The sequence below is a fragment of the Apibacter muscae genome (assembly GCF_007845635.1).
Lineage (GTDB): Bacteria > Bacteroidota > Bacteroidia > Flavobacteriales > Weeksellaceae > Apibacter > Apibacter muscae.
On record NZ_SELG01000032.1, the window covers coordinates 45,889 to 72,534 of the forward strand.

23 protein-coding genes are annotated in these 26,646 nt (G+C 28.8%); 12 read left to right on the plus strand and 11 right to left on the minus strand.

What is annotated here, in order from left to right:
• Positions 1-112 precede the first annotated feature (112 nt).
• On the minus strand, positions 113-697 hold the full coding sequence (locus ETU08_RS05325) for a sigma-70 family RNA polymerase sigma factor (RefSeq protein ID WP_146261990.1): 585 nt from the start codon (positions 695-697) through the stop codon (positions 113-115).
• Positions 698-1,066: 369 nt separating this feature from the next.
• Between ETU08_RS05325 and ETU08_RS05330 the strand changes: the two genes are divergently transcribed.
• Together ETU08_RS05330 and ETU08_RS05335 are read left to right on the plus strand one after the other, a co-directional pair.
• The gene (locus ETU08_RS05330; protein WP_146261991.1) at positions 1,067-1,447 is read left to right on the plus strand and encodes an START-like domain-containing protein; all 381 of its coding nucleotides are present in this window, start codon (positions 1,067-1,069) and stop codon (positions 1,445-1,447) included.
• Between the two features lie 79 nt (positions 1,448-1,526).
• A complete protein-coding gene (locus ETU08_RS05335; protein ID WP_146261992.1) occupies positions 1,527-2,351 on the plus strand; it encodes an aminotransferase class IV in 825 nt (274 codons plus the stop codon).
• Positions 2,352-2,559: 208 nt separating this feature from the next.
• On the opposite strand, the gene ETU08_RS05340 is transcribed toward ETU08_RS05335, so the two are convergent.
• The 4 genes from ETU08_RS05340 to ETU08_RS05355 are packed head-to-tail and all read right to left on the minus strand — an operon-like array spanning position 2,560 to position 6,270.
• On the minus strand, positions 2,560-3,261 hold the full coding sequence (locus ETU08_RS05340) for an SAM-dependent methyltransferase (protein ID WP_146261993.1): 702 nt from the start codon (positions 3,259-3,261) through the stop codon (positions 2,560-2,562).
• A gap of 16 nt (positions 3,262-3,277) precedes the next feature.
• Positions 3,278-4,951, minus strand: coding sequence for a gliding motility-associated ABC transporter substrate-binding protein GldG (gldG, locus tag ETU08_RS05345; RefSeq protein ID WP_146261994.1), 1,674 nt, complete (start codon positions 4,949-4,951; stop codon positions 3,278-3,280).
• 4 nt (positions 4,952-4,955) lie between these two features.
• Positions 4,956-5,693, minus strand: coding sequence for an ABC transporter permease subunit (locus ETU08_RS05350; protein ID WP_146261995.1), 738 nt, complete (start codon positions 5,691-5,693; stop codon positions 4,956-4,958).
• 4 nt (positions 5,694-5,697) lie between these two features.
• Positions 5,698-6,270: a CopD family protein gene (locus ETU08_RS05355; protein ID WP_146261996.1), complete on the minus strand. Its 573-nt coding sequence runs from the start codon at positions 6,268-6,270 to the stop codon at positions 5,698-5,700.
• 204 nt (positions 6,271-6,474) lie between these two features.
• Between ETU08_RS05355 and ETU08_RS05360 the strand changes: the two genes are divergently transcribed.
• The 3 genes from ETU08_RS05360 (at position 6,475) to bla (ending at position 9,444) form a co-directional block, all read left to right on the plus strand.
• On the plus strand, positions 6,475-7,023 hold the full coding sequence (locus ETU08_RS05360) for a YagU family protein (RefSeq protein WP_146261997.1): 549 nt from the start codon (positions 6,475-6,477) through the stop codon (positions 7,021-7,023).
• A gap of 146 nt (positions 7,024-7,169) precedes the next feature.
• Positions 7,170-8,537, plus strand: coding sequence for a histidine--tRNA ligase (gene hisS, locus ETU08_RS05365; protein WP_146261998.1), 1,368 nt, complete (start codon positions 7,170-7,172; stop codon positions 8,535-8,537).
• 31 nt (positions 8,538-8,568) lie between these two features.
• A complete protein-coding gene (bla, locus tag ETU08_RS05370) occupies positions 8,569-9,444 on the plus strand; it encodes a class A beta-lactamase, subclass A2 (protein WP_146261999.1) in 876 nt (291 codons plus the stop codon).
• 4 nt (positions 9,445-9,448) lie between these two features.
• Here the strand turns inward: bla and ETU08_RS05375 are convergent, their stop codons facing one another.
• Positions 9,449-10,774 (minus strand): HTTM domain-containing protein, encoded by a 1,326-nt coding sequence (locus ETU08_RS05375; protein WP_311388698.1) that lies wholly within the window; start codon positions 10,772-10,774, stop codon positions 9,449-9,451.
• Between the two features lie 94 nt (positions 10,775-10,868).
• On the opposite strand from ETU08_RS05375, the gene trpS reads away from it, so the two are divergent.
• From trpS to ETU08_RS05400, 5 genes are all read left to right on the plus strand, one after another.
• Positions 10,869-11,837 (plus strand): tryptophan--tRNA ligase, encoded by a 969-nt coding sequence (gene trpS / locus ETU08_RS05380; protein ID WP_146262000.1) that lies wholly within the window; start codon positions 10,869-10,871, stop codon positions 11,835-11,837.
• Between the two features lie 362 nt (positions 11,838-12,199).
• Positions 12,200-13,417, plus strand: a complete 1,218-nt coding sequence (locus ETU08_RS05385) for a quaternary amine ABC transporter ATP-binding protein (RefSeq protein WP_146262001.1) — start codon at positions 12,200-12,202, stop codon at positions 13,415-13,417.
• A gap of 4 nt (positions 13,418-13,421) precedes the next feature.
• Positions 13,422-14,291, plus strand: coding sequence for an ABC transporter permease (locus ETU08_RS05390; protein ID WP_146262002.1), 870 nt, complete (start codon positions 13,422-13,424; stop codon positions 14,289-14,291).
• 5 nt (positions 14,292-14,296) lie between these two features.
• Positions 14,297-15,154 carry a glycine betaine ABC transporter substrate-binding protein gene (locus tag ETU08_RS05395; protein ID WP_146262003.1) on the plus strand — a complete coding sequence of 286 codons (858 nt, stop codon included), beginning with the start codon at positions 14,297-14,299 and terminating at the stop codon, positions 15,152-15,154.
• Positions 15,155-15,293: 139 nt separating this feature from the next.
• Complete coding sequence (locus ETU08_RS05400) at positions 15,294-16,577, plus strand: UDP-N-acetylmuramoyl-tripeptide--D-alanyl-D-alanine ligase (RefSeq protein WP_146262004.1); 1,284 nt, start codon at positions 15,294-15,296, stop codon at positions 16,575-16,577.
• 125 nt (positions 16,578-16,702) lie between these two features.
• Here ETU08_RS05400 and ETU08_RS05405 read toward each other — a convergent pair whose 3' ends face one another.
• The 5 genes from ETU08_RS05405 to porG all read right to left on the minus strand — a co-directional run bounded on the left by ETU08_RS05405 (position 16,703) and on the right by porG (position 22,482).
• A complete protein-coding gene (locus ETU08_RS05405) occupies positions 16,703-17,239 on the minus strand; it encodes an OmpH/Skp family outer membrane protein (RefSeq protein ID WP_146262005.1) in 537 nt (178 codons plus the stop codon).
• Between the two features lie 30 nt (positions 17,240-17,269).
• On the minus strand, positions 17,270-18,190 hold the full coding sequence (locus ETU08_RS05410; RefSeq protein WP_146262006.1) for an OmpH/Skp family outer membrane protein: 921 nt from the start codon (positions 18,188-18,190) through the stop codon (positions 17,270-17,272).
• A 72-nt stretch (positions 18,191-18,262) separates the two neighbouring features.
• Positions 18,263-20,827, minus strand: a complete 2,565-nt coding sequence (gene bamA / locus ETU08_RS05415) for an outer membrane protein assembly factor BamA (protein ID WP_146262007.1) — start codon at positions 20,825-20,827, stop codon at positions 18,263-18,265.
• Positions 20,828-20,849: 22 nt separating this feature from the next.
• Positions 20,850-21,608: an undecaprenyl pyrophosphate synthase gene (locus tag ETU08_RS05420; protein ID WP_146262008.1), complete on the minus strand. Its 759-nt coding sequence runs from the start codon at positions 21,606-21,608 to the stop codon at positions 20,850-20,852.
• A 10-nt stretch (positions 21,609-21,618) separates the two neighbouring features.
• Entirely contained in the window at positions 21,619-22,482 is an 864-nt protein-coding gene (gene porG, locus ETU08_RS05425; protein WP_146262009.1) for a type IX secretion system protein PorG, read from the minus strand.
• A 365-nt stretch (positions 22,483-22,847) separates the two neighbouring features.
• Here porG and ETU08_RS05430 point away from each other — a divergent pair, with 365 nt between their 5' ends.
• Together ETU08_RS05430 and ETU08_RS05435 are read left to right on the plus strand one after the other, a co-directional pair.
• Positions 22,848-23,825, plus strand: coding sequence for a polyprenyl synthetase family protein (locus ETU08_RS05430; protein WP_146262010.1), 978 nt, complete (start codon positions 22,848-22,850; stop codon positions 23,823-23,825).
• A 1,900-nt stretch (positions 23,826-25,725) separates the two neighbouring features.
• Entirely contained in the window at positions 25,726-26,595 is an 870-nt protein-coding gene (locus ETU08_RS05435; RefSeq protein WP_146262011.1) for a hypothetical protein, read from the plus strand.
• Positions 26,596-26,646: the final 51 nt, after the last annotated feature.

A 26,646-nucleotide genomic window follows, 5' to 3' on the forward strand; every position in this document is an offset into this window, starting at 1 on the left:
TTTTATTGTATAGTCTGAAGGACCAGTAGAACCTTCTTTTAAATTGATAGATTTGAAATACATATAAAAAAATTCTTTATATGTATAACGTAATTCAATCTTGGTTATTTTATCAAGAAAATGTTAAATTTTTATTTTCAATCAATCTTCTTAAATTAATGATAGCATACCTCATTCTTCCTAAAGCTGTATTAATACCAACTTTAGTTTCCTCAGCAATTTCTTTAAAACTCAATTCTTTATAAAATCTTAGTTTTAAGACTTCTTTTTGATCGTCAGGTAATAGTTCAATTAGTCTTTTAAGATCAATCTTAGTCTGTTCACTAATCATTAAATCCTCTATAGATAACTCTGAAATTTTCACAAAATCAAAAATATTATAATCATCATTACCTACAGATTCATTGACAAGTTTAGTTTTTCCTGAAACTCTAAAATGGTCAACAATTAAATTGTGAGAGATTCTTAATACCCAAGGAAGAAATTTACCTTCTTCGTTGTATTTTTTCTCTTTAAGTGTAAGTATAACCTTTATAAAGACATCTTGAAATAAATCTTCAGCTAATTCAGAATTATTAACCTTTTTATTTATATAATTATATATCTTTAACTTATGTCTATAAAGCAATGTTTCAAGAGCTTTTTCATGCCCATTCATATAGGCATTAACAAGTTGGCAATCAGTTTTCTTAACCATACTCTAAAAATTTAAATTTTTATTTAAATAGAGTAAAATTATATATCAATAGTATTGTTTTTTTATTTGTGCAAAAATACGCCTTTTTTATTTAAATACATCGATTAAAATGAAATTAAAACTAATTTAAAAAACTTTGTAATTTTATTTAATTGTTTAATTCTCTTATCTAAATTAATTATTCTGAATATTCCTACGATCTATTAATGTTAAATTTTTATTGCTATAATTACTTTATTTATAAATGGTAATAAAAATTTAAATATTTTGTTTGGATAAAAGGTTATCTTTAAACTTAATATTTTTTAAATATGCAACAAATTTATATATTGCACCATTAAAAGAAACTATTGTAAGAACTAAAAAAATATGAATAAAAATAAATATCAATTAGAATTTGACATGAAGTGTTCTACTACACTTCTTTTTGAATATATAGGCACATCGTCAGGTATGAGTGAATGGCTTGCAGATGATGTTATTGAAAGAGGTGATGAATTTACATTTATATGGGGAGACCAGAGTGAAATCGCAAACTTAATTAAATATAAAGAAGAGTCTTTTGTGCGTTTTCGTTGGGAAGAAGATGAAGGCACTAAATATTATTGGGAATTAGCAATTCATGTAGATGAGGTTACCAACGATGTAGCGCTTGTAGTTACTGATTTTGCTGATGAAAGTGATTTAGAACATTCTAAACTTTATTGGGAGAATCTTATTGATGATCTAAAGAAAATTATAGGTTCATAATTTTATTTCTTACCTATTATAAAATCATTTTGATATTTTATAAAAAAAAATACAAATATCTAGGTATACCAATCGATATATGGCGATTATATTTAATGAAGAATATTTAGAAGAAAGCCCAGATTTCTTTGATAATACTAAAAAATCAATTTTCTCGGGTTATTATGTAAACTCTTTCTGCTGGCTTTTTCAAGGAAATTTAATATTTTGGGAGGATACGTATTTTCAATTTATGGCATCTTTAAGAAAGATGCGAATGGAAATTCCTATTTCATTCACTCCTGAAATGTTTAAAAACCAAGTACTTTTATTATCTGAAAAATTATCATTAATGAATGGTCTAGCTAAAATTTCTGCTTTTAGAGATGATTCTAAAAATGAAAAACTATCCTTTATCATTGAATTAATTGATAAAAATTTCTTAACTAGTTGTAAAGAAGGTGAAATAGATTTTTTCAAAGAAATCCTTATATATCCAAACTTATTATCAGCTATAGAAATTTTTCATCCTATAAATGAAGTTGCAAGTCAATATGCTAAAGAAAATGAAATGGTTGACGTAATTCTTCTAAATAATGAAAAAAGAATTGCAAGGAGCATTAAGGGAAATATTTTTTTAATTAAAGAAAATATTATTTACTCTCCGCCTATTTCTGAAGGAGCAATGATATCTTCAATAAGAAAGAATTTTATTCCATTTTTAAGAGAAAAAACAAACTATATTTACAAAGAGGAGGCCATGTCTCCTTTTACTGTTCAATCTTCCGATGAAGTTTTCATATTGGGGGATAAAACCGGTACAATTTCTATCTTAAAAAGTAGAAAAAATTCTTTTTCAATCCATCAAACAGAGCTTCTAATGAAAAAATTTATTGGATATGCTGTATCTAATAAGGAAGAATAAAAAAGGTCGCATGAATGCGACCTCAAACTAAAACCACAAAAAAATGAGAAAGAGATTTTCATACAAAAAAAATATCTCTTACTTTCTGATGCAAATCTAACTTCAAAATTCACAAAATCTTTACTTATATTATAAAATAAATTTATACCTACAATAGAAATTTTTATTAAATTTTCTTTTTTATGTAAATTTTTATTTTATGTTTCTTTTAGCTTTGAATTATAAATATGGTTGGCTTTTTATGTATATCAGGCTTTACAGTTTTCCATTGCTTGCATGATAAAGTTTGAATTGCTTCATCTGGTAATGTAAGGTTGGTAGCTATACAAAGCATTGTTAATGGTGATAAATATTTCAATAAATCTTCAAACATTTTTTGATTCCGGTATGGGGTTTCCATAAATATATGAGCAGATCCATCTTTTCTACTTAAAGTTTCAAGCTTTATAATTTCTTTCTTTTTATCATTGTTTTCAATAGGCAAATATCCATGAAACGAAAAATTCTGTCCGTTTAGCCCACTTGATATTAAAGCTAAAAGGATAGACGATGGACCATTGATTGGAACTACTTTAATCTTGTTTTGATGACACCACATAACTAACTTGTTGCCAGGATCTGCAATACAAGGCAAACCCGCTTCTGAAATAAGTCCCATATCAATACCTTTTTCCAATGGCTCTGTCAACTGCAAAATTTCCTCATCGGTAGTTCTCTTATTTAGTATAGAAAAAGATAAGCTCTTTTGATCTATATCTGGACAAATAAATTTTATAAATTTCCTCGCTGTTTTTTCATTTTCAGAAGCAAAAAATTTAATCTCTTTTAAAGTATTTTTTAATTGTTGTGAGAATATTTCTGATGATGAATTTTCCCCTAAATAAGCAGGTAGCAAATATAAAACAGCCATATATTTATTTATAAAATTATCTGAATTTTTTTCTTCTTAAGAATATTAATACTCCACCAATCATAAATATTCCTACTAGAGGGAGCAGCAAATTCAACCACTGCCAGTATGATTTATCCATTACTATGGTTTGTTTATCTAGCATTCTCAATTCAACACTTCTATTTCTTAATGACATTAAACCGCTATCGTCTAGTAAGTAATTTAATGAATTGATTAAAAATTCTTCGTTTCCATAATCCATATTACCTGTAGAGATGTTAAAACCAAGTGGCAAAGGTTGACCTTTGATAATAGGATTTCTAGCTACATCACCGTCAGAAATTACAATCATTTTATTATTTTTTGATTGGTTTTTAAAATGTTCTACTTGCGATGACTCAATTCTATCCTTGTAGGCAGATGAAAACTCTCCTTCTAATAAAACTGCCAAAATTTGGGGACCTTTATTATACAAATTTACATTTACACTGTCTTTATTGGAAATTTTTGCTTCTTCCAAAGATATGTATGATGGTATTCCTTGAACTCCACTATAAGGTGAGCTTTGATATAAAACAGTTTTTTTAATACCTGGGGTTGATAGGGTATCTATAGGAGAAGGAAATTCAAAACGTACCGGATTTAAATTTTTAGTTATCGGATGACTAAATTTTTGTGGAAAGGCTAATGGAAAGTATACCCAAGGAACTCTCCTATTTTGAGGATTTCCCTGTACCGATCCTACTTGCAAATTAATGTAATCTGGTCTTTGCAAGTCTTTAACCACTGAGGAGTTCACTCTTATACCATAGGAAAACAATAAATCGGTTAGATTAAGATCGTAAGGATAAGCTAAAATCTTACTAGATTTCAATAAAGTATCCATTTCGGCATTTACCTGATCAATAGCCCAAAGTGTTTTGCCACCATTCATGATGTATTGATCAATTACTACTTTTTCTTCATCGGTAAAAGCCTTTCTTGGTTTAGCAATTATTATCGCATCAAACTTTTTTAATGTGGGTAAATCTTGAATTTTAAGAGATTGTTCATCTTTAGGAAAAATAGGACCAAAATTATAATTTTGCACAATTCTATTAGCTAGACTAAACATTTCTAATTTGTTTAATTCTGCTTGATTAACCAAAATACCAACATTTTTGAGATGTTTATTGGATAATTTATCGATGGAATTAATGAATCCGAACTCTAAACCTTCCATGGATTTAGCCATCTGTTCCTCGGCATTTATTCCAGTTTGTTGAGTAATTAAGGGAACCGTCTGTCCATATCCTTTGTATTTAATTGTCGCATATGGAAATAATATGATTTGAGTGGATATTCCTTCTTTTTCAACTTGTAAAGCAGAAGGAGACATCCCCATGGCTTCCAGAGTGTCCTGGGATATTTTTTGTTTTACCGGATCAATTAATTGATAAGATATATTAGGATTTATTCGTTTAAATTCATCTAAAAGAGTCAGCGTTTCTAATTGTAATTGCTTGAAATCTGCAGGAAAATCTCCTTCTAGATAAACATCTATTTCCATAGGTTTATCTATTTTTTCAAGTACATTTCTTGTAGCTTCTGACAATGTATATCTTTGGTCAGAGGTTAAATCATATCTTTTATAATAAACTCCAGAGGCTAAAAGAATGCCTATGAACATCAATATCAAAACTATGATGTTATTTTTTATAAACCTCATTTTACTATTTTTTTAATTTGACTAATTGAATTGATGCAAATACAAATAAAGTAGTTATAAATAGAAAATAACCTATATCTCTAGTATCTATAATTCCTTTGGTAAAACTCGTATAATGTTGGTAGAATCCCATTCTTTGTAACCAATAATCATAATTTCCTAATAAGTTGTAGGAAGCTAGATTTTCAAACCCGTAGAAACAAAAAAAACAAAGAAATACCCCTACTATGTAAGACAGAACTTGATTTTTAACCAAAGAAGAAGCAAATATTCCTATAGAAATAAAAGCAGTGCTTAGAAATATTAATCCAACATAGCCACTGTATATAGCCCCTAAATCAATATTCCCTTCAGGCATACTAATATTATATATGGTAAAAACATAAATAAGTGTTGGGAAAAGTGTAAAAATGACTAATATGCTAATCGCTAAGAATTTACCAGCTATAATAGATTCAATGGATAAAGGTTTAGAAAATAGCCAAACCAATGTACCCGTCTGCTCCTCTTCTGCTATGGATTTCATGGACAATGCAGGAATCAAGAAAATGAATAGCCAAGGAGATAATACAAAAAAATTATTTAACGAAGCCAACCCTACATTAAATATATTAAAAGTATCAAATTTACTATCAAAAAACCATAGGAATAAAGAACTTATAAGTATATAAGCAACCGCAACTATATAAGCACCTAAGGTTCCAAAATATGCCCAAAGTTCTTTTTTTAAAATTGAAAACATTGATTTATTTTTTCTTATTTCTATTAACGAATTTAACAACCAACATAATTGTTAGAACCAATACAATGAAGCTGATTAGTAAACTAACCCACATACCCATAAAAAATTGTTTGAACATTACAATAAAAACAACAGCAAATAATATAATGGTGGCGACTTCATTCATCATTCTTAATTTTATGGACGTTGTAGTGAACTGATCATTTTTTATTTTTTTAATACTTTTCCAGCTCCAATAATGGTAAAAAGCTAATCCAATAAGAAACACTATTTTTATATGAAACCATTTTTGGGTCAATATATAAAAAGGGATGTCTCCTCTTGTATTGGCTACCATAAATAAGCCTGTTAGCGTCATGATGATTCCTGCCGGTATAATTATAATGTCCCACAAACGGGAAATCATATATATGTACTGTTTTTGTAGAATTTGTTTTTCCAATTCCGGCTTTTCTTTCGTCTCTATATAATAGACAAAAAGCCTTATTAAATAAAATATCCCCGCAAAATAACTAACCATAAAGATAATATGTATTGATTTTAGAGCGTAATAACTGGGTATATCTGGAATATGCATTTAATGTTTATTATTTCATGCGAATTTAATAATATTTAAATAATTGAATGCTGTGATTGATCGATGATTTAAAATGTCTTATAAGTTTTAATTGACTAACATTTCCTATCTATTAAATAAACTTAATGCTCTTATTCATATAAATAATAACATTTTAAATTTTATAAAATCGATTTTAATATTAATTTTGCCTAAAAACGTAATATGAACGGTAAGATTGATCCTTCAAGAATTAGATTAAAAGTTGCTATATGGGTGGGTATAATTAGCGGAATTGTTGGTGCAATTATTAAATTTGGTTGGGAAGTTCCTTTCCCTCCTAGAACCCCACAAAGAGATTTAACCAATCCACCCCAACAATTGTTAGAACAGCTGGGGATGCCTTACGATTTATCTCATGCAGTATATTATTTCAATGAAAATCCTAGACCTATAATGAGCTTTATTGTTCATTTTCTATTCGCTATTTTTTTTGCTGTTGTGTATTGTGTGGTCGCAGAATATTACCCTAAAATAAAATTATGGCAAGGAACTCTTTACGGTATATTTCTAAATTTCCTATTTCATATCATTCTTATGCCCGCTTTAGGAACCATTCCTGCACCATGGAATCAACCCCTAGAAGAACATTTTTCAGAATTGTTTGGTCATATCCTATGGACTTGGGTTATAGAAATTTTCCGAAGGGATTTAAGAAATAGAATAACTAAAGAACCAGATGTTGAAATTCCTTTAACATCTTCTTTTAGATAGAAATATTTATCTAAATTAGATAAAAAGAAAGACCTTGAGAATTATATTCTTAAGGTCTTTTTTATTTAACAACTAAATTACTTTTTTGTCATTAAACATTTGTTCTATATTTGTTATTCACAATTAGACTTTTCAAATAAAGAGATATGACACCAAGTATAGCTAAAGGTACTAGAGATTTTTCCTCCGAAGAAATTTATAAAAGAAGATATATAATTTCTGTTTTACAATCTAATTTTGAAAAATTTGGATTCAACCCTTTAGAAACTCCTTCCTTTGAAAAATTGCAAACCCTAACTGGTAAATATGGGGAAGAAGGAGATCGTTTAATTTTTAAAATTCTAAATAGTGGTGACTTTCTAGATAATGTAAAGGAGAAGGATTCTGAAGTTTCTACTTGGAACTCAAAAAATATCATACCTCTAATTTCTGAAAAAGCTTTAAGATATGATTTGACCGTACCCTTTGCTCGATATGTTGCGATGAATCATGGAAAATTAACCTTCCCTTTTAAAAGGTACCAAATTCAACCCGTTTGGCGGGCAGATAGACCTCAGAAAGGTAGATTTAGAGAATTTTTTCAATGTGATGCCGATGTTGTAGGTTCTGAAAGTTTATGGTACGAAGTTAATTTTATTCTGCTGTACGATTCCGTATTTACGGAACTTCAATTGCCTGTTGAAATTCATTTAAACAACCGAAAACTACTAGCTGCCATTGCAGAATATGCAGAGATTGAAGACCAATTGATTGAATTTACCATTGCCCTGGATAAATTAGATAAAATAGGCTTAGATAAAATATTAGAGGAAATGGCTTCTAAAGGAATATCACAAAAATCATTAGATAAACTTGTTCCTATAATTAATCTTTCCGGTTCTTTTGAAGAAAAATTAATTCAACTCAAGGAAATATTTCAAGATGTTGAAATTGGTTTAGAAGGTATTAAAGAATTAGAATTTATCTATAATTCTACTATGCAAATAGGCTTACAAACTGCTGATCTTCAATTTAATTTAACACTTGCTAGAGGCTTAGACTATTATACCGGAACCATTTATGAAATAAAATCTAAAAATGTAGTCATGGGCTCCATTGGCGGAGGAGGTAGATATGACAACCTTACTGAAATTTTTGGAGTTAAAAATATGTCTGGTGTAGGTATCTCTTTTGGTTTAGATCGTATATATTTAGTTATGGAAGAACTTAATCTATTTCCTAAATCTACGCAAAAAAACAAACAAATACTTTTCTTTAACTTCGGAGACCATGAAAGCATTCATGCCTTAATGCTTATACAAAAAATAAGATTGATGGGTTTTGCTTGTGACCTTTATCCTGAAAAGACAAAATTACAAAAACAATTTTCCTTTGCTGAAAAAAATAATTTTGAATATGTTGTGTTTTATGGGGAGGAAGAAATAAAAAATCAAACCATCACAATCAAAAATATAATCACTGGCAAACAAGAAAATATAGCTACTGATCAATTGTCTGATTACTTAAATGACTAGGTGATTCAGATTTAATATAAAATTTTAGGAAATGAAAAAATTTATCACTCTGCTATTTTTACTATCCATCAATTTGTTTTTTTCTCAAAAAATCTTAATTGATTCTATACAAAATGTAATTAAAGATAAGCAAGCAACGGTAGGAGTTGGAGTTATATACCATAACAATGATACGCTTAGTATTAACAATCAGTATCTCTATCCAACAATGAGTGTATACAAATTTCATCAAGCCTTGGCAATATTGAATTATTTAGAAAAAAATAAACTTTCATTAAACACCTCATATTTTATAAAAAAAGAAGATCTTGATCCTAATACTTACAGTCCTTTGTTTAAAGAAAGACCAGAGGGTAATTTTAATATTTCTATCAAAGATTTATTATATTACAGCCTTTGTTTAAGTGATAATAATGTAAGTAATTACTTATTTAATTATCTAGTCAGTCCCGTACAAACAGAAGATTATATTAAAAGTCTAGGTACGGATGAAATTAGCATTAAAGGTACAGAAAAAGAGATGAGCCAAAACCACGACAATCAGTATTTAAATTGGACTAGACCTTTGGCTACAGCAATTTTGTTTAATAAAATCTTAAATAAAAAGATTTTTAAAGATGAATACCAAGATTTCCTCATAGAAACTCTTATAAAAACCAATACGGGTGAAAATAAAATTAAAGGATTGCTCCCTAAGGATTTAATTGTGGGACATAAAACAGGAAATTCCTATAGAGACAATGGTATTAAGGTGGCAGATAATGACGCTGGATTTGTCTTACTTCCTAATGGGAAAAAGTATACTTTAGCTATTTTTATTATGAATTCTAAAGAAACTGATGAGGTAAATGCATCTATGATTGCGAAGATCTCTCGTCTAATTTATAATTATTATTCAAAATTATAACTTTTTAATCTCTATAGTCTTCCTCTAGAAGAATCCAAGGAGAATGACTAAAATAGTTCCAATGCGCCTGGGTTAGATCTACTTGTTTATTTATAAACATTTTAGGGCTATGATTGTTAACGGATACGTACGAATTGGCATAAATTTCTACTTCATGCCCCTTTTTAGCTAAATCATCTTTTATATATCTAGCCGCCTGCCAAATAAAATCAGGATATGCATTGATTCTACTGATTTGCTTAGGAGTAAATAAATCACTTAAATTATAAGAAATTATTTCCTTCGTTTTTTTATCAACAATTTTAAAATAAGTACTACCGCTCCTTTGCCGTAGCATCATTCTCCAACTTAAACGATGACCTTCTTCGGTCCAAAAAACGTTTCCTTTAATTAAATAATGTCTAAGAGGGAGTAAAATTTGTAAGGTGAAAAATAGCGCAAAGAAATACTTTGTAAAATACGGTATTGATTTCACATACTCTTGCGGCTCAATTTTTAGGTGTTTTTTAAAAAATATTTTCCTTATAGTTTCTGGTGAATAAAAAAAAACGATAAAACTTAAGGCAAAATATGGAAATATACCCACTTGAAGTATTAAAGAGTTAGAAAGGTGAAAAATCAAACTCGCAATCAAAGCAAAAGTTCTTGTTTTTTTCCATAGTAAAAAAGGAACTACCAATCCGTCAAACATTAACCCCAAATAGGCTATAGGTATATAGAACCACTTTTCTTTAAACCATTCCCCTATTATGGGTAAATGTGATTTATTGGCATAGAGAATCTGTGTAAAAGTACCATTTAACCAATCCGGATATAGCTTTGCTACAGTTGCAAAAAAATATAAAATGGAAACTTGGAAAATCATTACATACGAACACCATTGGGGCATAGTATACGATTTTAGAGTTCTTTTTTGTTTTACATCGTAAGAAGCATAGGCATTGGCCGGTAATAATAACATTATAATGCAGACCAATAGTAGAAAATAGTAATGATTATTATAAGAGGTTTTTTGCATTAAATATTGTGCCGTCCACAAAAAAGTAAACAATAATAAACTAAGTCTATATCGGTAACCAATCATGACTAAAATACCGAGAATTCCCATCGTAAAAAAATAAATATACATTCCAAAGCCCGGCAATGGGTGTAACCATTCAAAACCTATGAATGGAAAAAAAACTTTAGGAATCATTAAATTTTCCTTCACCCAACCGGTAAGAATTGCTCCAAAAGTTTCTGCTGAAAGTAAAAATCCAAAAAAGATTCGGAAAATTATTAACGGAGAATTATCAATCTGCAATAAAAGTTTCTTATTTATGGTTTCCACGGATTTAAAATTACGCTTCTAATTGGAATAAAACTAAGAATTTTCTTAGTTAATTTATGTAATTTTGCTATTGAATATATATAAAAATATACATATGAGAGTTTTAACGGGGATACAAAGCACAGGAACCCCTCATTTAGGAAATCTTTTAGGAGCCATTATGCCAGCGATTGAATTAAGTAAAGATCCTAAGAATGAATCTTTCTTTTTTATTGCTAATTTGCATTCTATGACGCAAATAAAAGATGCAGATATTCTCAAACAAAACACCTACGAAATTGCTGCTTCTTGGTTGGCCTGTGGTTTAGATCCTGAAAGAACTTATTTTTATAAACAATCTGACATCCCTGAAGTAACTGAACTTATGTGGTATTTACTTTGTTATTTTCCTTATAGTAGACTAGCTCTTGCTCATGGGTTTAAAGACAAAGCAGATCGATTGGAAGATGTAAATTCAGGTTTATTCACCTACCCTATGCTAATGGCCGCCGATATTCTACTATACGAAGCTCAAATTGTACCGGTAGGTAAAGATCAATTGCAACATTTGGAAATGACCAGAGATGTTGCTCAGAAATTTAATCAAATTCATCCTGATCTTTTAGTTATTCCGGAGGCGAAAATTCAAGAAAATACTATGTATATTCCTGGGCTAGATGGAAATAAAATGAGCAAATCTAGAAATAACACCATCCAAATTTTTGCTCCTGAAAAAATTTTGAAAAAGCAAATTATGTCCATTGTAACCGATTCTACGCCTCTTGAAGAACCCAAAAACCCCGAAACTTGTAACGCTTTTAATATTTACAAATTAGTTGCCAAAGAGCATGAAATTGATAATATGCGCGAACAATATTTAGCCGGTGGGTATGGATATGGAAATGCTAAGAAAGAATTGTTAAATGTTATTCTAAGAGAATTTTCTGAAATAAGAGAAAAATATGATTATTACATGAATCATTTAAACATTCTAGATGAAATCTTATCCGAAGGAGCTAATAAAACTAGAAAAATAGCTTCACAAAACCTACATAAAATTAGAACTTCCTTAAAGTTTTCATAATTTAACTTTACCTTCTTTTTTAAAATTAATAAATTTAAAAAAGAAGGTTATTTTTTGTGTATTTTATTCCTTTTCCCTAAAATATAACTCATTATTGGTTTATTTTATTTTTTTTTCGTAGATTTGCATTACATTAATTAACAAAGTTAATTTTTTAAACTCCGTATAGTGCGGGCACTAAAGTTTTAGGTGAAATTATATTTTACTATTTTCAATTTTACATCTTAAACAGATTATCTTTAGTGAAGTGCAGATAATTTTTATTTTTTCTAATCGAACATTGGGTGAATTCTCGCCCTACAAAGCCTAGCTTTCATTATAAAAATTATCTTATAATATAAATCGTATAAATAAAATTATTTATGAGCAAGATCAAGGTAAAAGATTTGTACCTGATTTTTGGATTTGCTAAAAATCAGGCAATGAAAATGCTTAAGAAAGGTAAAAGCAAAAAAGAAATCCATTCAAAAACCAAATGTACTGTAGCCGTTAATAATGCTAACTTGGAAATACAAGAAGGTGAAATATTTGTAATTATGGGACTTTCAGGTAGTGGCAAATCTTCATTATTAAGATGCTTCAACATGTTAAACACTCCTACTTCCGGTTCTATTCTTGTTGACGGTGAAGATATAACAAAAATGGATCGTAAGCAACTTCTGAATCTAAGAAGAAAAAAAATAGGTATGGTTTTCCAACATTTTGGCTTATTGCCTCACAAAACCATTCTAGATAATGTAGCTTTTGGATTAGAAATACAAAATATTCCACTTCAAGAAAGATATGCGAAGGCTAAAGAAGTTTTAAACTTGGTAGGTTTAAATGGTTATGAAAATTCCTATCCTGATCAGTTAAGTGGTGGTATGCAACAAAGAGTGGGAATTGCACGTGCAATAGCGGCTGATTCTGAAGTTTTATTAATGGATGAAGCGTTTAGTGCTCTGGATCCTCTGATAAGAACTCAAATGCAGGATGATCTGCTAGAAATTCAACAGAAACTAAAAAAAACGATTATTTTCATTACCCATGACTTAGATGAGGCTTTAAAACTTGGAAATACCATCGTGATAATGAAAGATGGAGTAATTGTGCAACAAGGAGCGCCAGAAGATATTTTATTAAATCCTGCGAATGATTATGTGAAAGACTTTATTGGTAACGTAGACATGTCTAAGGTTATTACTGCTTCTTCCATTGCAGAACCTTTTAGAGTTAAAATCACTATTGGAAAAGAAGGACCGGCATTAATTTATAGATTAATGGAACGACTAAATACTCGTCTTTTACCCGTTATAAGTAATGATAAAGAGTTTTTGGGATATATTAGAAAAAAAGATGTGTTGAATCTGATTCTATCAAAATCCACGGATTTAAATTCTATTCTTATTGAAATTCCTAGAATACGAGAGGATATGTCTGTCTCTGATACTTTACCTCTATTTATCAATCAAAATTATCCATTAACGGTGGTGAATGAAAATAATTATCCTTTAGGATATATTAGTTATTCTGATGTTGTATCCTTAGTCACAGGTTATGATGAAGAGGAAGTAAAAACAATTATTGAAAATGCAAATTAAAATTATGGAAAAACTAGATTTAGGAAAATATATTGAAAAATTTGTTGATGTAGTTTCTATAAAAGGAGCACCCATTTTTAAACAAATTACTATTATTATTGAAAATTGCATAGACGTATTACAAGGCATTTTGCTTAGTTTGCCTTTTTATATAATCATATTATTGATGGTCTTACTATCTTTTGCACTAAAAAATAAAGGATTTAAAAACATAAAATTTACACCTAGTAATGCTAGAAAGCTTTTAGAACTACCTTTGTTCTCCTTATTAGGTTTAGTTCTCATTTATTGGATGGGATTTTGGAAAGAAGCCATGGATACTCTTGTTTTAGTCATAGTTTCAACCTTTATTATTCTTATTATAGGTATTCCTCTAGGAATTATTTGCGCAAGAAATAAAAAAGTAAACTTACTTGTACGGCCTTTACTAGATTTTATGCAAACCATGCCAGCTTTTGTATATCTTATCCCTGCCATTTTATTCTTTTCAGTTGGAAATGTTCCCGGAGTTATAGCTACTGTTATCTTTTCACTACCCCCTGCTGTACGAATGACGGCCTTAGGAATTAGAGATGTACCTAAAGAAACGGTTGAAGCTTCCATTGCCTTTGGATGTACGAAAACTCAAACCTTATTTAAAGTTCAGCTTCCCTTGGCAAAACCAACCATTTTAGCAGGAGTTAATCAAGTAATTATGCTGGCATTATCAATGGTAGTAATTGCTTCCATGGTTGGAGCCGGAGGTCTTGGAGAAAGCGTTTATGCAGCCATACAACAAGCCGATGTTGCTTTAGGATTTGAAGCGGGGTTATGTATTGTAATTCTAGCAATAATTTTAGATCGAATGACACAATCACTTGGAAATAAAAAGTAATAAACATGTTTAAATATAAATACATTCTACTCTCGATAGTGTTAGCTCTGGGCTTTACTTCATGTAAAAGAGTAAAAAAATATGATGTTTCTCTTCTTTACCCCAATTGGGCTGACGGAATCGCAATTACTTATCTTGCCAAAAACATCATTGAAGATAAAGGATATAAAGTAAGTATGAAAAGATTAGAACCGGGGCCTATTTTCGCATCGATTGCACGAGGTGATGAAGATATATATATGGATGCTTGGCTGCCATATACCCATAAAAATTACTGGGACAGATTTGGCGATCGTGTTGACCTTTTAGGTTCTGTCTTTGACGATGGTTCTACCGGGCTTGTAGTTCCTGAATATGTTACTATCCAAGATATTGAAGAACTGAATAAATATAAAGATAAATTTAACAATAAAATTTACGGTATATCTTCCGGTGCCGGAATTTTTGCGAATACTAATAAGGCTATCAAAGAATATCGTTTAGAATATTCTCAGTTGCCATCTTCCGAAACTTCAATGGTTGCCGCTTTAAAAAAGGCTATAAACGAAAAAGAATGGATAGTTATTACTGGATGGAAACCTCATTTTATGTGGTCACAATTCCATTTAAAACTTTTAAAGGATTCCAAAAATATCTTTCCTACTGATAAAATTTCTATAATTTCAAGAAAAGGCTTTGATAAAGATGAACCTGAACTTACTGAATTTTTTAAAAATTTTAATTTGAACGAAGATATGCTTAATGAATTAATAAGTACAGTATCTGAATATAATGACCCCAATATAGGTGCTAAGAAATTCTATCAGAAATATAAAAGTTCTCTAAGCCAATGGTTAAAACCTAATCCCAAAAATGCTAACTGAACTTTAAACAATTATTTAAAATTATAAATTTCCATCAAACTATATAGGATTTAATAGTTCGTTCATTACAGAGGATATAAATTCATTCAATATATAAAAGTTTTATATTTGTTTAGATTAAATTATATTATGTATTAAAATGACTATTGAAGAACTATATTCTATATATCTACAATCTAGTGGAGTAACCACAGATACGCGAAAAATAACCTCTAAAAGCATTTATTTTGCATTAAAAGGTGAAAATTTTAATGGCAATTTATTCGCCAATGAAGCCATTGAACTTGGGGCACTAGCAGCTGTTGTTGATGATAAAAATTTATCAAATCCTAGTAAAGGAATTTTTTATTTTGAAAATAGCTTGCTGTGTTTGCAAAATCTAGCCCGTTACCATAGAGAACAATTAAATATTCCTATTATTGGCTTAACCGGTAGTAATGGTAAAACAACCACCAAAGAATTGATGGCTAGTGTTTTAAAAGAGAAATTTAATGTATGGTATACTCAAGGAAATTTAAATAACCATATAGGTGTTCCATTAACTCTTCTTAGCATTAATCAAAATCATGAGATTGCTATTGTTGAGATGGGAGCCAATCATTTAAAGGAAATTGAACTACTTTCAGGGATATGTCAACCCACCATCGGTTATATCACTAACTTTGGAAAAGCCCATTTGGAAGGTTTTGGAGGTATGGAAGGGGTTTATAGAGGAAAATCGGAATTATATTCTTTTCTTAGAGAAAACCATAAAAAAGTTATTGTTAATACTGATGACACTAAACAGATGGAATTATCTAATGGGATTGATTCTATCTCCTTTGGCACAGAAGGAGATTATACTTATTCTTATCAAGAAAATAGCAATCATACGATTAGTCTTATATATCAAAATTGCTTGATTAATTCTCAATTAACTGGAAAGTATAATTATACCAATCTTTGTGCTGCAGCTACTCTAGGTTTATATTTTGGAATAGAGATTGGAAAAATTAAAGTTGGAATTGAAAATTATCTTCCACAAAATCAACGTTCACAAATCGTTAAACTGGGTAATAAAACTTTGGTTTTAGATACTTACAATGCAAATCCAAGTAGCATGGAAGCTTCTTTAAAAAATTTTTCTGTGTTTGAAGGCTCAAAAACTATCATTCTAGGAGATATGTTTGAGCTGGGCAAGGAGTCTGCATATGAACATAGTAAAATTGTTTCTCTAGCTTTAAATACAAACTTTGATAATATATTCTTAGTGGGGGAGAATTTTTATTCAACTACTATAGATGACTTTAAAATTAAAAAATTCAAATCCACGGAGGAAGCTAAAAATTATTTCAAGGAACATTCAATTGTTACTAAAAATCTTTTATTAAAAGGATCTAGAGGAATGGCTCTTGAAAAATTATTAAATGTAATTAAAGAATGATATTATAAACCAATTAAATTTATAAATGTTAATTGGTTTCCTGACAAATTAAGATGGATAATAAAAAAAAAGGAGTTTCATTAAAACTCCTTTTTTTTATTTTGTATTGATTGTTAGACTAGTATTTAAAGCCCTAATTTAGCTTTTACACTTGCCAAAATATTTGGACCAGCGGCATAAATCAATGAAGGTTGAGAAGTATCAAAAACATATAGATAACCTTTTTCTTTTGCTACTGCATCTACCGCTTCTTGAGCTTTTTTCATTATTGGATCGTACAGCTCCGCTTGTTTTTTATCCAATGCATTCGCTGCATCTTCTCTAAGTGTAGCTAAATTTTGCTGATCTGATTGTAATTCTTGTTCGTATTTCTGAAGTTGATCTTTCATAGAATCCAATTCAGTCTGAGACTTTTTACTCAAATCTTCTTGAATTTTATTATACTTAGCTGCTAGAGCCTCTTCTTGTTTTTTAATACCTTCTTTCTTTTGGTCTGCCAATTTTTTTAATTGCTCATCCGCTGCTTTTTTTTCAGGCATGGAGTTTAATAATTCCATGGAATTTATATAAGCAATTTTACTTGCATCTCCAGTTTGTGCCTTTGCTAACTGAAAAATACCTACGAATGCGGATAACATTACTACTAGTGTGATTTTTTTCATTTTATATGTATTAATTATGTTTAAATTTTATTACTTATTACTGTTTGCAGTCTTTTTCTTTGGAACATATTTACTTCCATAGCCTTTATTGGGTTGTGCGGTAGTCGCTTTTTTAACCTCCGGATTTTCTTTGGGTTTCTCCACCTCGGCTTCAGCAGTATCAGTTACCTCTTTATTATTATTAAGTTTATTTTCTTTGGATTTATTATTAGTTTTATCAATCTCTTTATCTCCATTTTCTTGGATCTCAACTGCCTGTTTTTTCTTTTTAGGTACATATTTACTTCCGTATCCAGATTTCGTTTGATCTTTTTTGTTTGACTTTTCTTTTACATTAATTTCATTGTTATCCTCATTTGATTCCTGAATTATATCCTCGGTTTTAGAAATTTTCGATGGTGAGTTAGAATTGGTTTGAGATTCCTTTTTCTTACTTTGTTTAGCATCTAAACCCATTTGTTTTAAAACCTTATCCGTAATGTCGTACTTAGGATCAGTAAAAACCATAATTAAATCAGATGATTTGTCGAAGATAAGTCCATATTTATCTCTGGATGCGACAGTATTTATAGCATTCCAAATCTGATCTTGTAGTGGTTTAACAAAATTCATTCTTAATCGAAAAGAATCTCCCTCGGATCCAAATTTTTTATCAATAAAGTTCCGAATTTTAATCTCTGAACTATCAATGATAGACAATCTATTTTTCTGCTGATCATCCGTTAATAATATTTTCTCATTTTCATATTCAACTCTTAGCTGATCTAATTTAGATTGTTCTTTCTGAATTTCCGTTTGCCATTTTTTAATTTCATTATCTAACCTTTGCTGCGCTTGTTGATACTGAGGCATTTGATTTAAAATATATTTAGTATCTACATAAGCCATCTTTTGAGCAGTGCCAGAATAGAAGAGCAAAAATAAAAAAATATAAGTAAGTAGTTTTTTCATTATAAATATCTTAAAGTATTTCTAAAATCGTACCAATTTTTATTCTATTTTCATTACTAAAATTTATTACTATTATAGCTGTTGACCAAATACAAAGTGTGTTTGCCATCCACTTGCTCCTGTTGAATTGATTGCTGGATCAAAACCTTTAGCAAAGTCAAAACCTAGAATTCCAAACTGTGGCATAAATATTCTAAATCCAACTCCGGCAGATCTTTTTAATTCAAATGGATTAAATGAGTTATTATTGGACCATACATTTCCTGCCTCCACAAATGCTAAAGCGTAAATTTTTGTTGCTCCTCCCAACAATAATGGATACCTCAATTCCATTAAAAATCTAGCGTAAGACGTTCCTCCTCCTAACGGAGTAATATCTTCATTGGGCTGACCTCCAAAAGCGGTAGGATCTCTATACCCTCTCAAAGGAATTATTTCTCTACCGTCATATCTATTCCCGTACATTCCTGTTCCTCCTAAGTAAAATCTTTCAAATGGAGGAATTCCTACTTTAGAATTGTAATCACTTAAAAACCCAAGTTCCCCTCCAGCTTTTAAAACTGCTTTACCGACTAATTCTTGATACCAATAGGCTTTTAATTTTACTTTAAAGTACTCCAGCCATTTGTATTTTTCATTATCTGTTTTATTCCTATAATCTTCATTATTAAACAATGAATAAGGCGGTGTAGCTTTTAATGATAATTCAAATTCAGACCCCATGGTTGGAAAAATAGGGTCTAATCCTGCCGAATATCTTCCTATAGAAGCATAAAAACTAAAATTATTACTTTGACCATTCGACCAAGTGGTATTTGATACATTGAACGGATAATTGTGAAAGGAGTACAATTGATAATTTATACCATAAGAAAGTCTAAAATAATCATCCGGCCAGTTCAGACGTGTAGTTAAGCCCACCTGAGCTCCATATATATCTAATCTGTTTTTACCTTCCTGATAATAATCTCTATAATTTAAAAATGTGGTATAAAAGGATACAGAAAGAGAGGTTGGACGTTTACCAGTAATCCATGGTTCAGTAAACGATATACTATAATTTTGATAATTGCTACCTGCTTGAGCTCTTAAAGAAACACTTTGTCCATCTCCGGTTGGAATGGGTTTCCATGCTTTTTTCTTAAAGAAATCATTAAAAGAAAAATTACCAAAAGTAAGTCCTAAAGTACCTATAAATCTATTTCCTCCATAGCCCCCTTGCAATTCAATCTGACTATTCGTTCCTTTTTCTTCTAATTTATAATTGACATCAACCGTTTTGGTCTCAGGATTAGGAGTTATTTCAGGCACTAATGTTTGAGCTTCAAAATATTGCATTTGTGCCAATTCCATCATAGTTCTTTGCACTTCTTCTTTTGAAAATAAATTACCTGGAACCGTTCTTAAGGATCTTTGTACTACATGATCATGGGTTTTAGTATTTCCCGTAAAGGTTACCTTGTCCCAATACGCTTGTTCACCTTCTCTTATCTTTACTTCTACATCAATAGTGTCATTTCTTACAGCCTTTTCAATAGGTACAACGTTTGAAAATACATATCCATTGTTATAGTATAAAGTAGCTATATCATCATTTTTTTCAGAACCTGTAACTTTTTTATTAATCCCAACGGCATCATAAGGATCTCCTTTTTTGTACCCTAAAATTTTAGATAACAATTCACTGGAATATTTTGAATTCCCTGAGAAAGTTACATCTCCCAAATAATATCTCTTACCTTCTTCAATATCTACCTTTATTTCAAAATCTTTGTCATCTTTTCTATAAACTGTATCTGATACTATCTTAGCATCTCTATAGCCAAAGGATTGGAAAGTCTCTATGACTTTTTTTAAATCATCCTCATATTTTTTTGGTACATATTTGGATTTTTTCCAAAATCTAAAGAATTTCTTTTCTTTAGTATTTTTAAATGCTTTTGACTTTATTTTAGAAGGCTTTAAAACTTCATTGCCTTCTATAATAATTTTACCTACTTTTACCCTAGGCCCTTTGTTAACCATTACATTCCAATTGATTAAAGACGCATCAGATTTATTTGGCTGTTCTTTTATTTGAATAATTGGGAACGGATAGCCTTTTTCAGTATATTCTTCTTTTAAAGAATTTTGAAGCTTACTGCGTAAATCATCGGTTATCTTCGTTTTTGTTTTTAAATTATTTTGTTTAATTAATTTTTCTCCTTTTGATTTGCTGATTCCATAAAATTTCACATTCCCTAAGTCTGGCAGAGCTCGCAAATTAATTCTTAAATAAACCGATTTACCTTCTATTTTTGAGAGATAAATTTCTACATCAGAAAACAATTTAGAATCCCATAATTTTTTTACTGCCATATTGATTTGCATGCCAGGAATTTCAACATATTCTCCTTCATACAATCCTGTATATCTCATTATTTGATTTTTTGTGTACTGGGTAGTACCCGTAACATTAACTTCTTTTATCAAATAAGAATTCTCCTGTGGCTCAAGGTATGAAGTTTCTTCTTTAAGTGTATCATTATCTATAGTAACGGTATCTGAAATGGACGGCGGAGTCTGAATACTATCTTTAATTTGTCCAAATATGAATATATGTAATATGCCTAATACTGAGGCCAATAATTTCTTCATAATTTAATCTGCGATTCTTTTTTTACTTAACTTTTAATTGTTCACTGGTTTTTCCAAATCTTCTCTCTCTGGTAGCATAATATTTAATGGCTTCTAAAAAATCTCCTTTATTAAAGTCTGGCCATAATACATCTGTGAAATATAATTCTGAATAAGCAATTTGCCATAGTAAAAAATTACTAATCCTACATTCCCCACTGGTTCTAATTAAAAGATCTACATCAGGAATATCTTTGGTATATAAATAACTGCTAAAAAGATCTTCATTAATTTGATCTTCTGTGATTTTATTACTTGCAAAATCCAACGCTATTTTTTTTGTTGCTTCTATAATTTCTTCTTTAGCTCCATAACTTAAAGCTAAAATTAAGGTCCCATTTTGCAAATTTTCTGTAATTCTTATTAATGATTCCAATTCATTATAAACATCTTTAGGCAACTTGGTTATATTACCTATAACTTTGATTCTTACCCCTTTTTCAATAAGAGTTTTTGTTTCTTTTTTTATAGTGTTTACTAATAACGACATTAGTGCATTCACTTCAAAAGTTGGTCTATTCCAATTTTCGGATGAAAATGCATATAAGGTTAAATAAGGAATTTTCATATCTTGACAAAACTCAATGGAATCTCTAACGGATTTAATTGCGCTTTGATGCCCAAACGACCGAATCATCCCTTTCTTTTTTGCCCACCTGCCATTGCCATCCATAATAATAGCTACATGTCGTGGCATTTCAGTTTTAGTAATGTCGATTTCTTTTTCTTTCTTCTTAAACATTAATTAATTTTTAATTGCATAGACACGGAGGTCTGCCAAAAGTATAGGTTAAATTTACACCCCAAACTAAATACCAATCATTACTTTTAAAAGTATTTCCTGTTTGATAGCTTTCTTTAATATCTGAATTTCTTTTATTAATTTCTTCTTGAATGGACGAAGATAAATTGCCTTGTTGTAATAACCTAGGATCTATATTACTAGTAAAATTTTTGTCTGCCAAATTACTGTAATCCAAATTATTTTGTGTTGTATATCTAGCTCCTATTTCAAATCCTAACAACCAATTATAATTAAATTTAAATTTATAACCAATTCCAAAAGGAATACTTACATCTAATTTTGTGGAAGTGCTCTTTTCAATAGAAGATTCAAAATCGCTGGAATTCATTGGTGGTTTATAAGTTCCGTCTGAATTTTTTATTAATTGGTGATTGATAGTATACTTTGGGTTTTTATGAGTGAATACGCCTAAACCTGCAAAAATATATGGAGAACTGGCAAAATTTTGGATATTGTTAATATCAAAAAAATAATATTCAAATAGTAATGATGCTTCGATAATATTATTCATCCCTGAAAGCTTTCTATCAATCCTATAACCTTCAGAAGCTTCATTATCATCAAAAAAGACTTTGTTATATGATAAATTAAAACGTAAACTTTGTCTATTGTTTAAATTATATCTATATAGCATACCAATGGATATTGGAGTATTTGCACCATCAGCCTTAAACTGTATAAAATTAGTTTTACCTATATCTGCAATAAGATTGGGTTGACCTAAAGAAATTCCTATTTCGTGGCGTTGAGCATTTGTCCATGCATTCAAAGACATAAATATTAATAGCACTAATAAGAATTTATTTTTCATATTTTAATTATTCTCTAAATGAATAAAGCCATGTTTATCACTTAAATTTATCTTCATCTCACTTGAAAACGTAAACAAGCAAAATTTGTTGCCTTATTAGATTTAATTTTTTTGAAGACAAATATAATAAATTCTTTTTGGTAAAGTATTTAGCCTACATTATATATAATTATTTTAACATTTACTTAATAGGTAAAATCATAAATAGAAGCCATTTTTTTGTACTAATCTATTTTTTAATTCTGAATTAATTATTTTTATTTGCTTTTATTCGTTCTTATATTTAAACATAGCTAAAATTAGGTAAATAAATTATTTTTATATTTGATAAAAATAAATCTAAAAATTCTTATCTAATTCCATAAATGTCAAAAATCGCTGAACAAATTAAAATTCCTATTGCAGAAGAAATGTTGCTTTTTGAAAAAAGATTTTATCAATCTATGAAAAGTAAGGTTCCCCTTTTGGATAGAATTACCCAATTTATTGTTCGACGAAAAGGTAAACAAATGCGTCCAATGTTTGTTTTTTTAACCGCTAAGTTGACAGGAGAAATTTCTGACAAAACTTACAGAGCTGCTTCTTTAATTGAACTGATACATACGGCTACTTTAGTGCATGACGATGTAGTGGATGAAAGTTATATGAGAAGAGGATTCTTTTCAATCAATGCCCTTTGGAAAAATAAGATTGCAGTTCTTGTAGGAGATTATTTACTATCAAAAAGTGTTTTGCTTGCGACCGATAATAAAGATTTTGATTTATTATCGATTATATCTAGAGTAATTAGAGATATGGCTGAAGGCGAATTGTTACAGCTAGAAAAAAGCCGTAAATTAGATATTACTGAAGAGGTATATTTTAATATTATTAAACAGAAAACTGCAGTTCTTATTTCTGCTTGTTGCGAGTCTGGAGCTTGTTCCACCAATGCGGATGATGAAACTATTCATAAACTTCGATTGTTTGGTGAATACACAGGAATAGCATTTCAAATTAAAGATGATTTATTTGACTATAATAGTAAAAGTTTTATCGGAAAACCGGTAGGTATAGATATTAAGGAAAGAAAGATGACTTTACCATTAATCTATGCCATTAATAATGCAGATACTACCAAAAAAAAGTGGCTTTTAAATTCAATTAAAAATCACAATAAAGACAAAAAAAGAATATCGGAAATTATAGCTTATGTTATCGAGTCTGGCGGTTTGAAGTACGCCACTTCACAAATGAATGAATACAAAGAAAAAGCTTTAAATATTTTATATTCATTCCCAAAAAATTCCAGTAGAGATTCCCTTGAATTATTATTAAATTATGTAATTCATAGAAATAACTAATTAACATAAGATTTATCATATTTAAAAGGATTAAAAACTAACTTTTTTTATAATTAATTGATATATTAGCATTTTTCTTTAAAAAAAAATTAGTTATACATTAAAAAAAATTACTTGAGTAAACTTTTTTTTAGTAACAATGTTTTAACGAATCATTATAACTTCACTGATTGTTGCTAATTACATAAATTAAAATCATATTTATTTTCATTTATAATTAGGAAGCTTATTTTTTATGACCAAATTCACTGATATAACTATTAATAAAACCAAAACAACTTTAGATTAAATTTTTCTCCTAAAAATTATACAGCCTTCATAAAAATATTATTGAAACAAGTATTCCTTTATCCAAAAAATACAATCTAAAATGTTATTTCATATAGACTTATAAGAGCCTTGTTTAAGAAAATTTATCAAGATTAAATAAATCTAATCTAATAAATTGATTTTCCTTGAAAATATATTATTAAATAATAATTTTAGATTTAAACTAAATGATGGATTATATTGGGATTGTTTTTTTTTTATCATTATGATAGAATTAAACAATAATCAATTAAATATGAAGTCATTATTCACCAATTTTACCTAAAATTAGATTTAAGAAAATTCTACCTATAGACTATTTGAAAATTGGTTGATGAAATTTACATTCAGTTTCTAAATATTAAAAAACATATACAAATTCAGAATATCAACATTATATCTAAAAATCAAACAGAATTTAATGATTTAATTAATAAAGAATAGATAGTTTATATATTATATTCAATAAATAAATTTAAATATACATATATTCCAGCTTAAGATAAACTAAGCACCTACTTATACAACCATTACTCTATAAAATATCACTTTAACTTTGACTGAAGTTTAAACAAATAAGAACTACAACCTTATATTTTCACTTTACATCTTCTCTAATAATTACTTATTAATAAAACTAATTTTATTACTACATATATTATAAGTCTCTAACTTAACAAAGTTAATCTCGTTTATTTAAAACATTTACAGATTTATACCGATAAAATTCAAAATTATAGCATCTTGAATTGGAAATATTATTAAACACAACTAAGCTTAAGTTATCATACAATTTTGTTTCATTTTAAATCAAGGTTAGTCTAATTTCAAATCATATTTATTAGATGAAATTACAAATCGAGAATATTTAAAAAGTAATAAATATAAAAATAGACACAGCTAATTCAAAAAAAATATAGCTTATAATATCAATAACTTTAAAATTGTTGCAAAAAAAACAATAAATTTATTATTTTAAAGGAGACAGATGATTACAATAATTCAATTCCTATAAAAACTTAATATAATAATTAAAATCAGAAATTTGTCAAATAAAAAGCGAACTTAAAAAGATTTAAGTAAAATATTTAAATTACTAATAATCGTCAGGAAATCTTCATTAGTTAGATATAATTATGTAGTTTATTCTTGTGAATTAGGCTATAATTCTTCAATAAAATCAAATTTATATATTTTTATAAATTTTCAGCCATCAATGATTATAAGATTACGATTTACATTAAATAATTTGATAATATTATCTAAATGTTTATTTTATAAGATAACATTTTAAATCATTAAAAAAAATTCAACTTAGATTATTCTAAATTTATAATACTAACTAATAGTTATTATTTATTGTTGATCTATTTAAGACAAACAAGAAATAGAGAACTATTATGTATATAAAATTTTATATTGATGATTTAATTTATTTTTTTTTGTATAACATAGATTGATATTCAATTCCACAATATTGCAACTATTTTTAAACAATAATTTAAATTTTGCATACTTAAAAATAAATAAAAATAAATTGACACATAATTAAAAAATTGTAATTTTACAGCCGCTCAATAAATCACTTATTATGTATAAAAAGAAAATTAAACTTATATTATTAACACTTTTATGGGGAGGAACATTTTCTCAATCCTTATTAAGTCAAGTTATTATAACTTCTTCAAATGTCAATGCTGATAGTAAAACAACTTCTAAATCTGCCGATTTAATATTAAATTCGCCAGATAAAAGTTTCTTACCTAATAGAGTGGCTTTATCCTCCTTGAATTCTCCTTTACCCTTGGCAGAAGATTTAACTGAAATTCAAAACGGAACAATTGTATATAATACCACAACCAACCTTGGCTTTTCCTCTGGATTATATTTATGGCAAGATAATAAATGGAATGTATTGCTAACTAGTCATGGTAAAAAACAAGATTTTTCAAATTTAGTTTACAAACAAACAAAGAAAGGAGAACTATATCAATTACCCTATGTAAGTAGTAATGGTTCAGGAATTGAAATACCAACTTTTACTGAGAAATTTGTTGCACCTAAGGATGGTACAATACTAATTTCTACATTAATTTATACACAAATGTCTGCAGATGCTAGCACATTTGCTCAAATTGGCAATACCTTCTTTACAATACAAATTACTGATATAACTCCAGGAACAGCCGAACAAGGAACTGTTACAAAATTTTATGCTGGATGTACTCCACTATCTATGAGACCCATTCCAGGAAGTTCTTCTATTGGTATAAACAATAACCCAACAAGTGCTACTGCATTTACTTCTATGAGGGTAATTGCAAATCACAATTATGAAGTTAAAGTTTTAGGTGAAGAGGGATGGAATCAAGCAGCAACTGTATATGCGGGTAATTTTGAATGGAATATATATGAAGCAAATTCTGCTCTTAAAATAGACTTCCAATCTGATGATTATTAATTAATTGTTTTAAAATTAAAAAAAAATTTACTATGTTATTAAATTTCAATC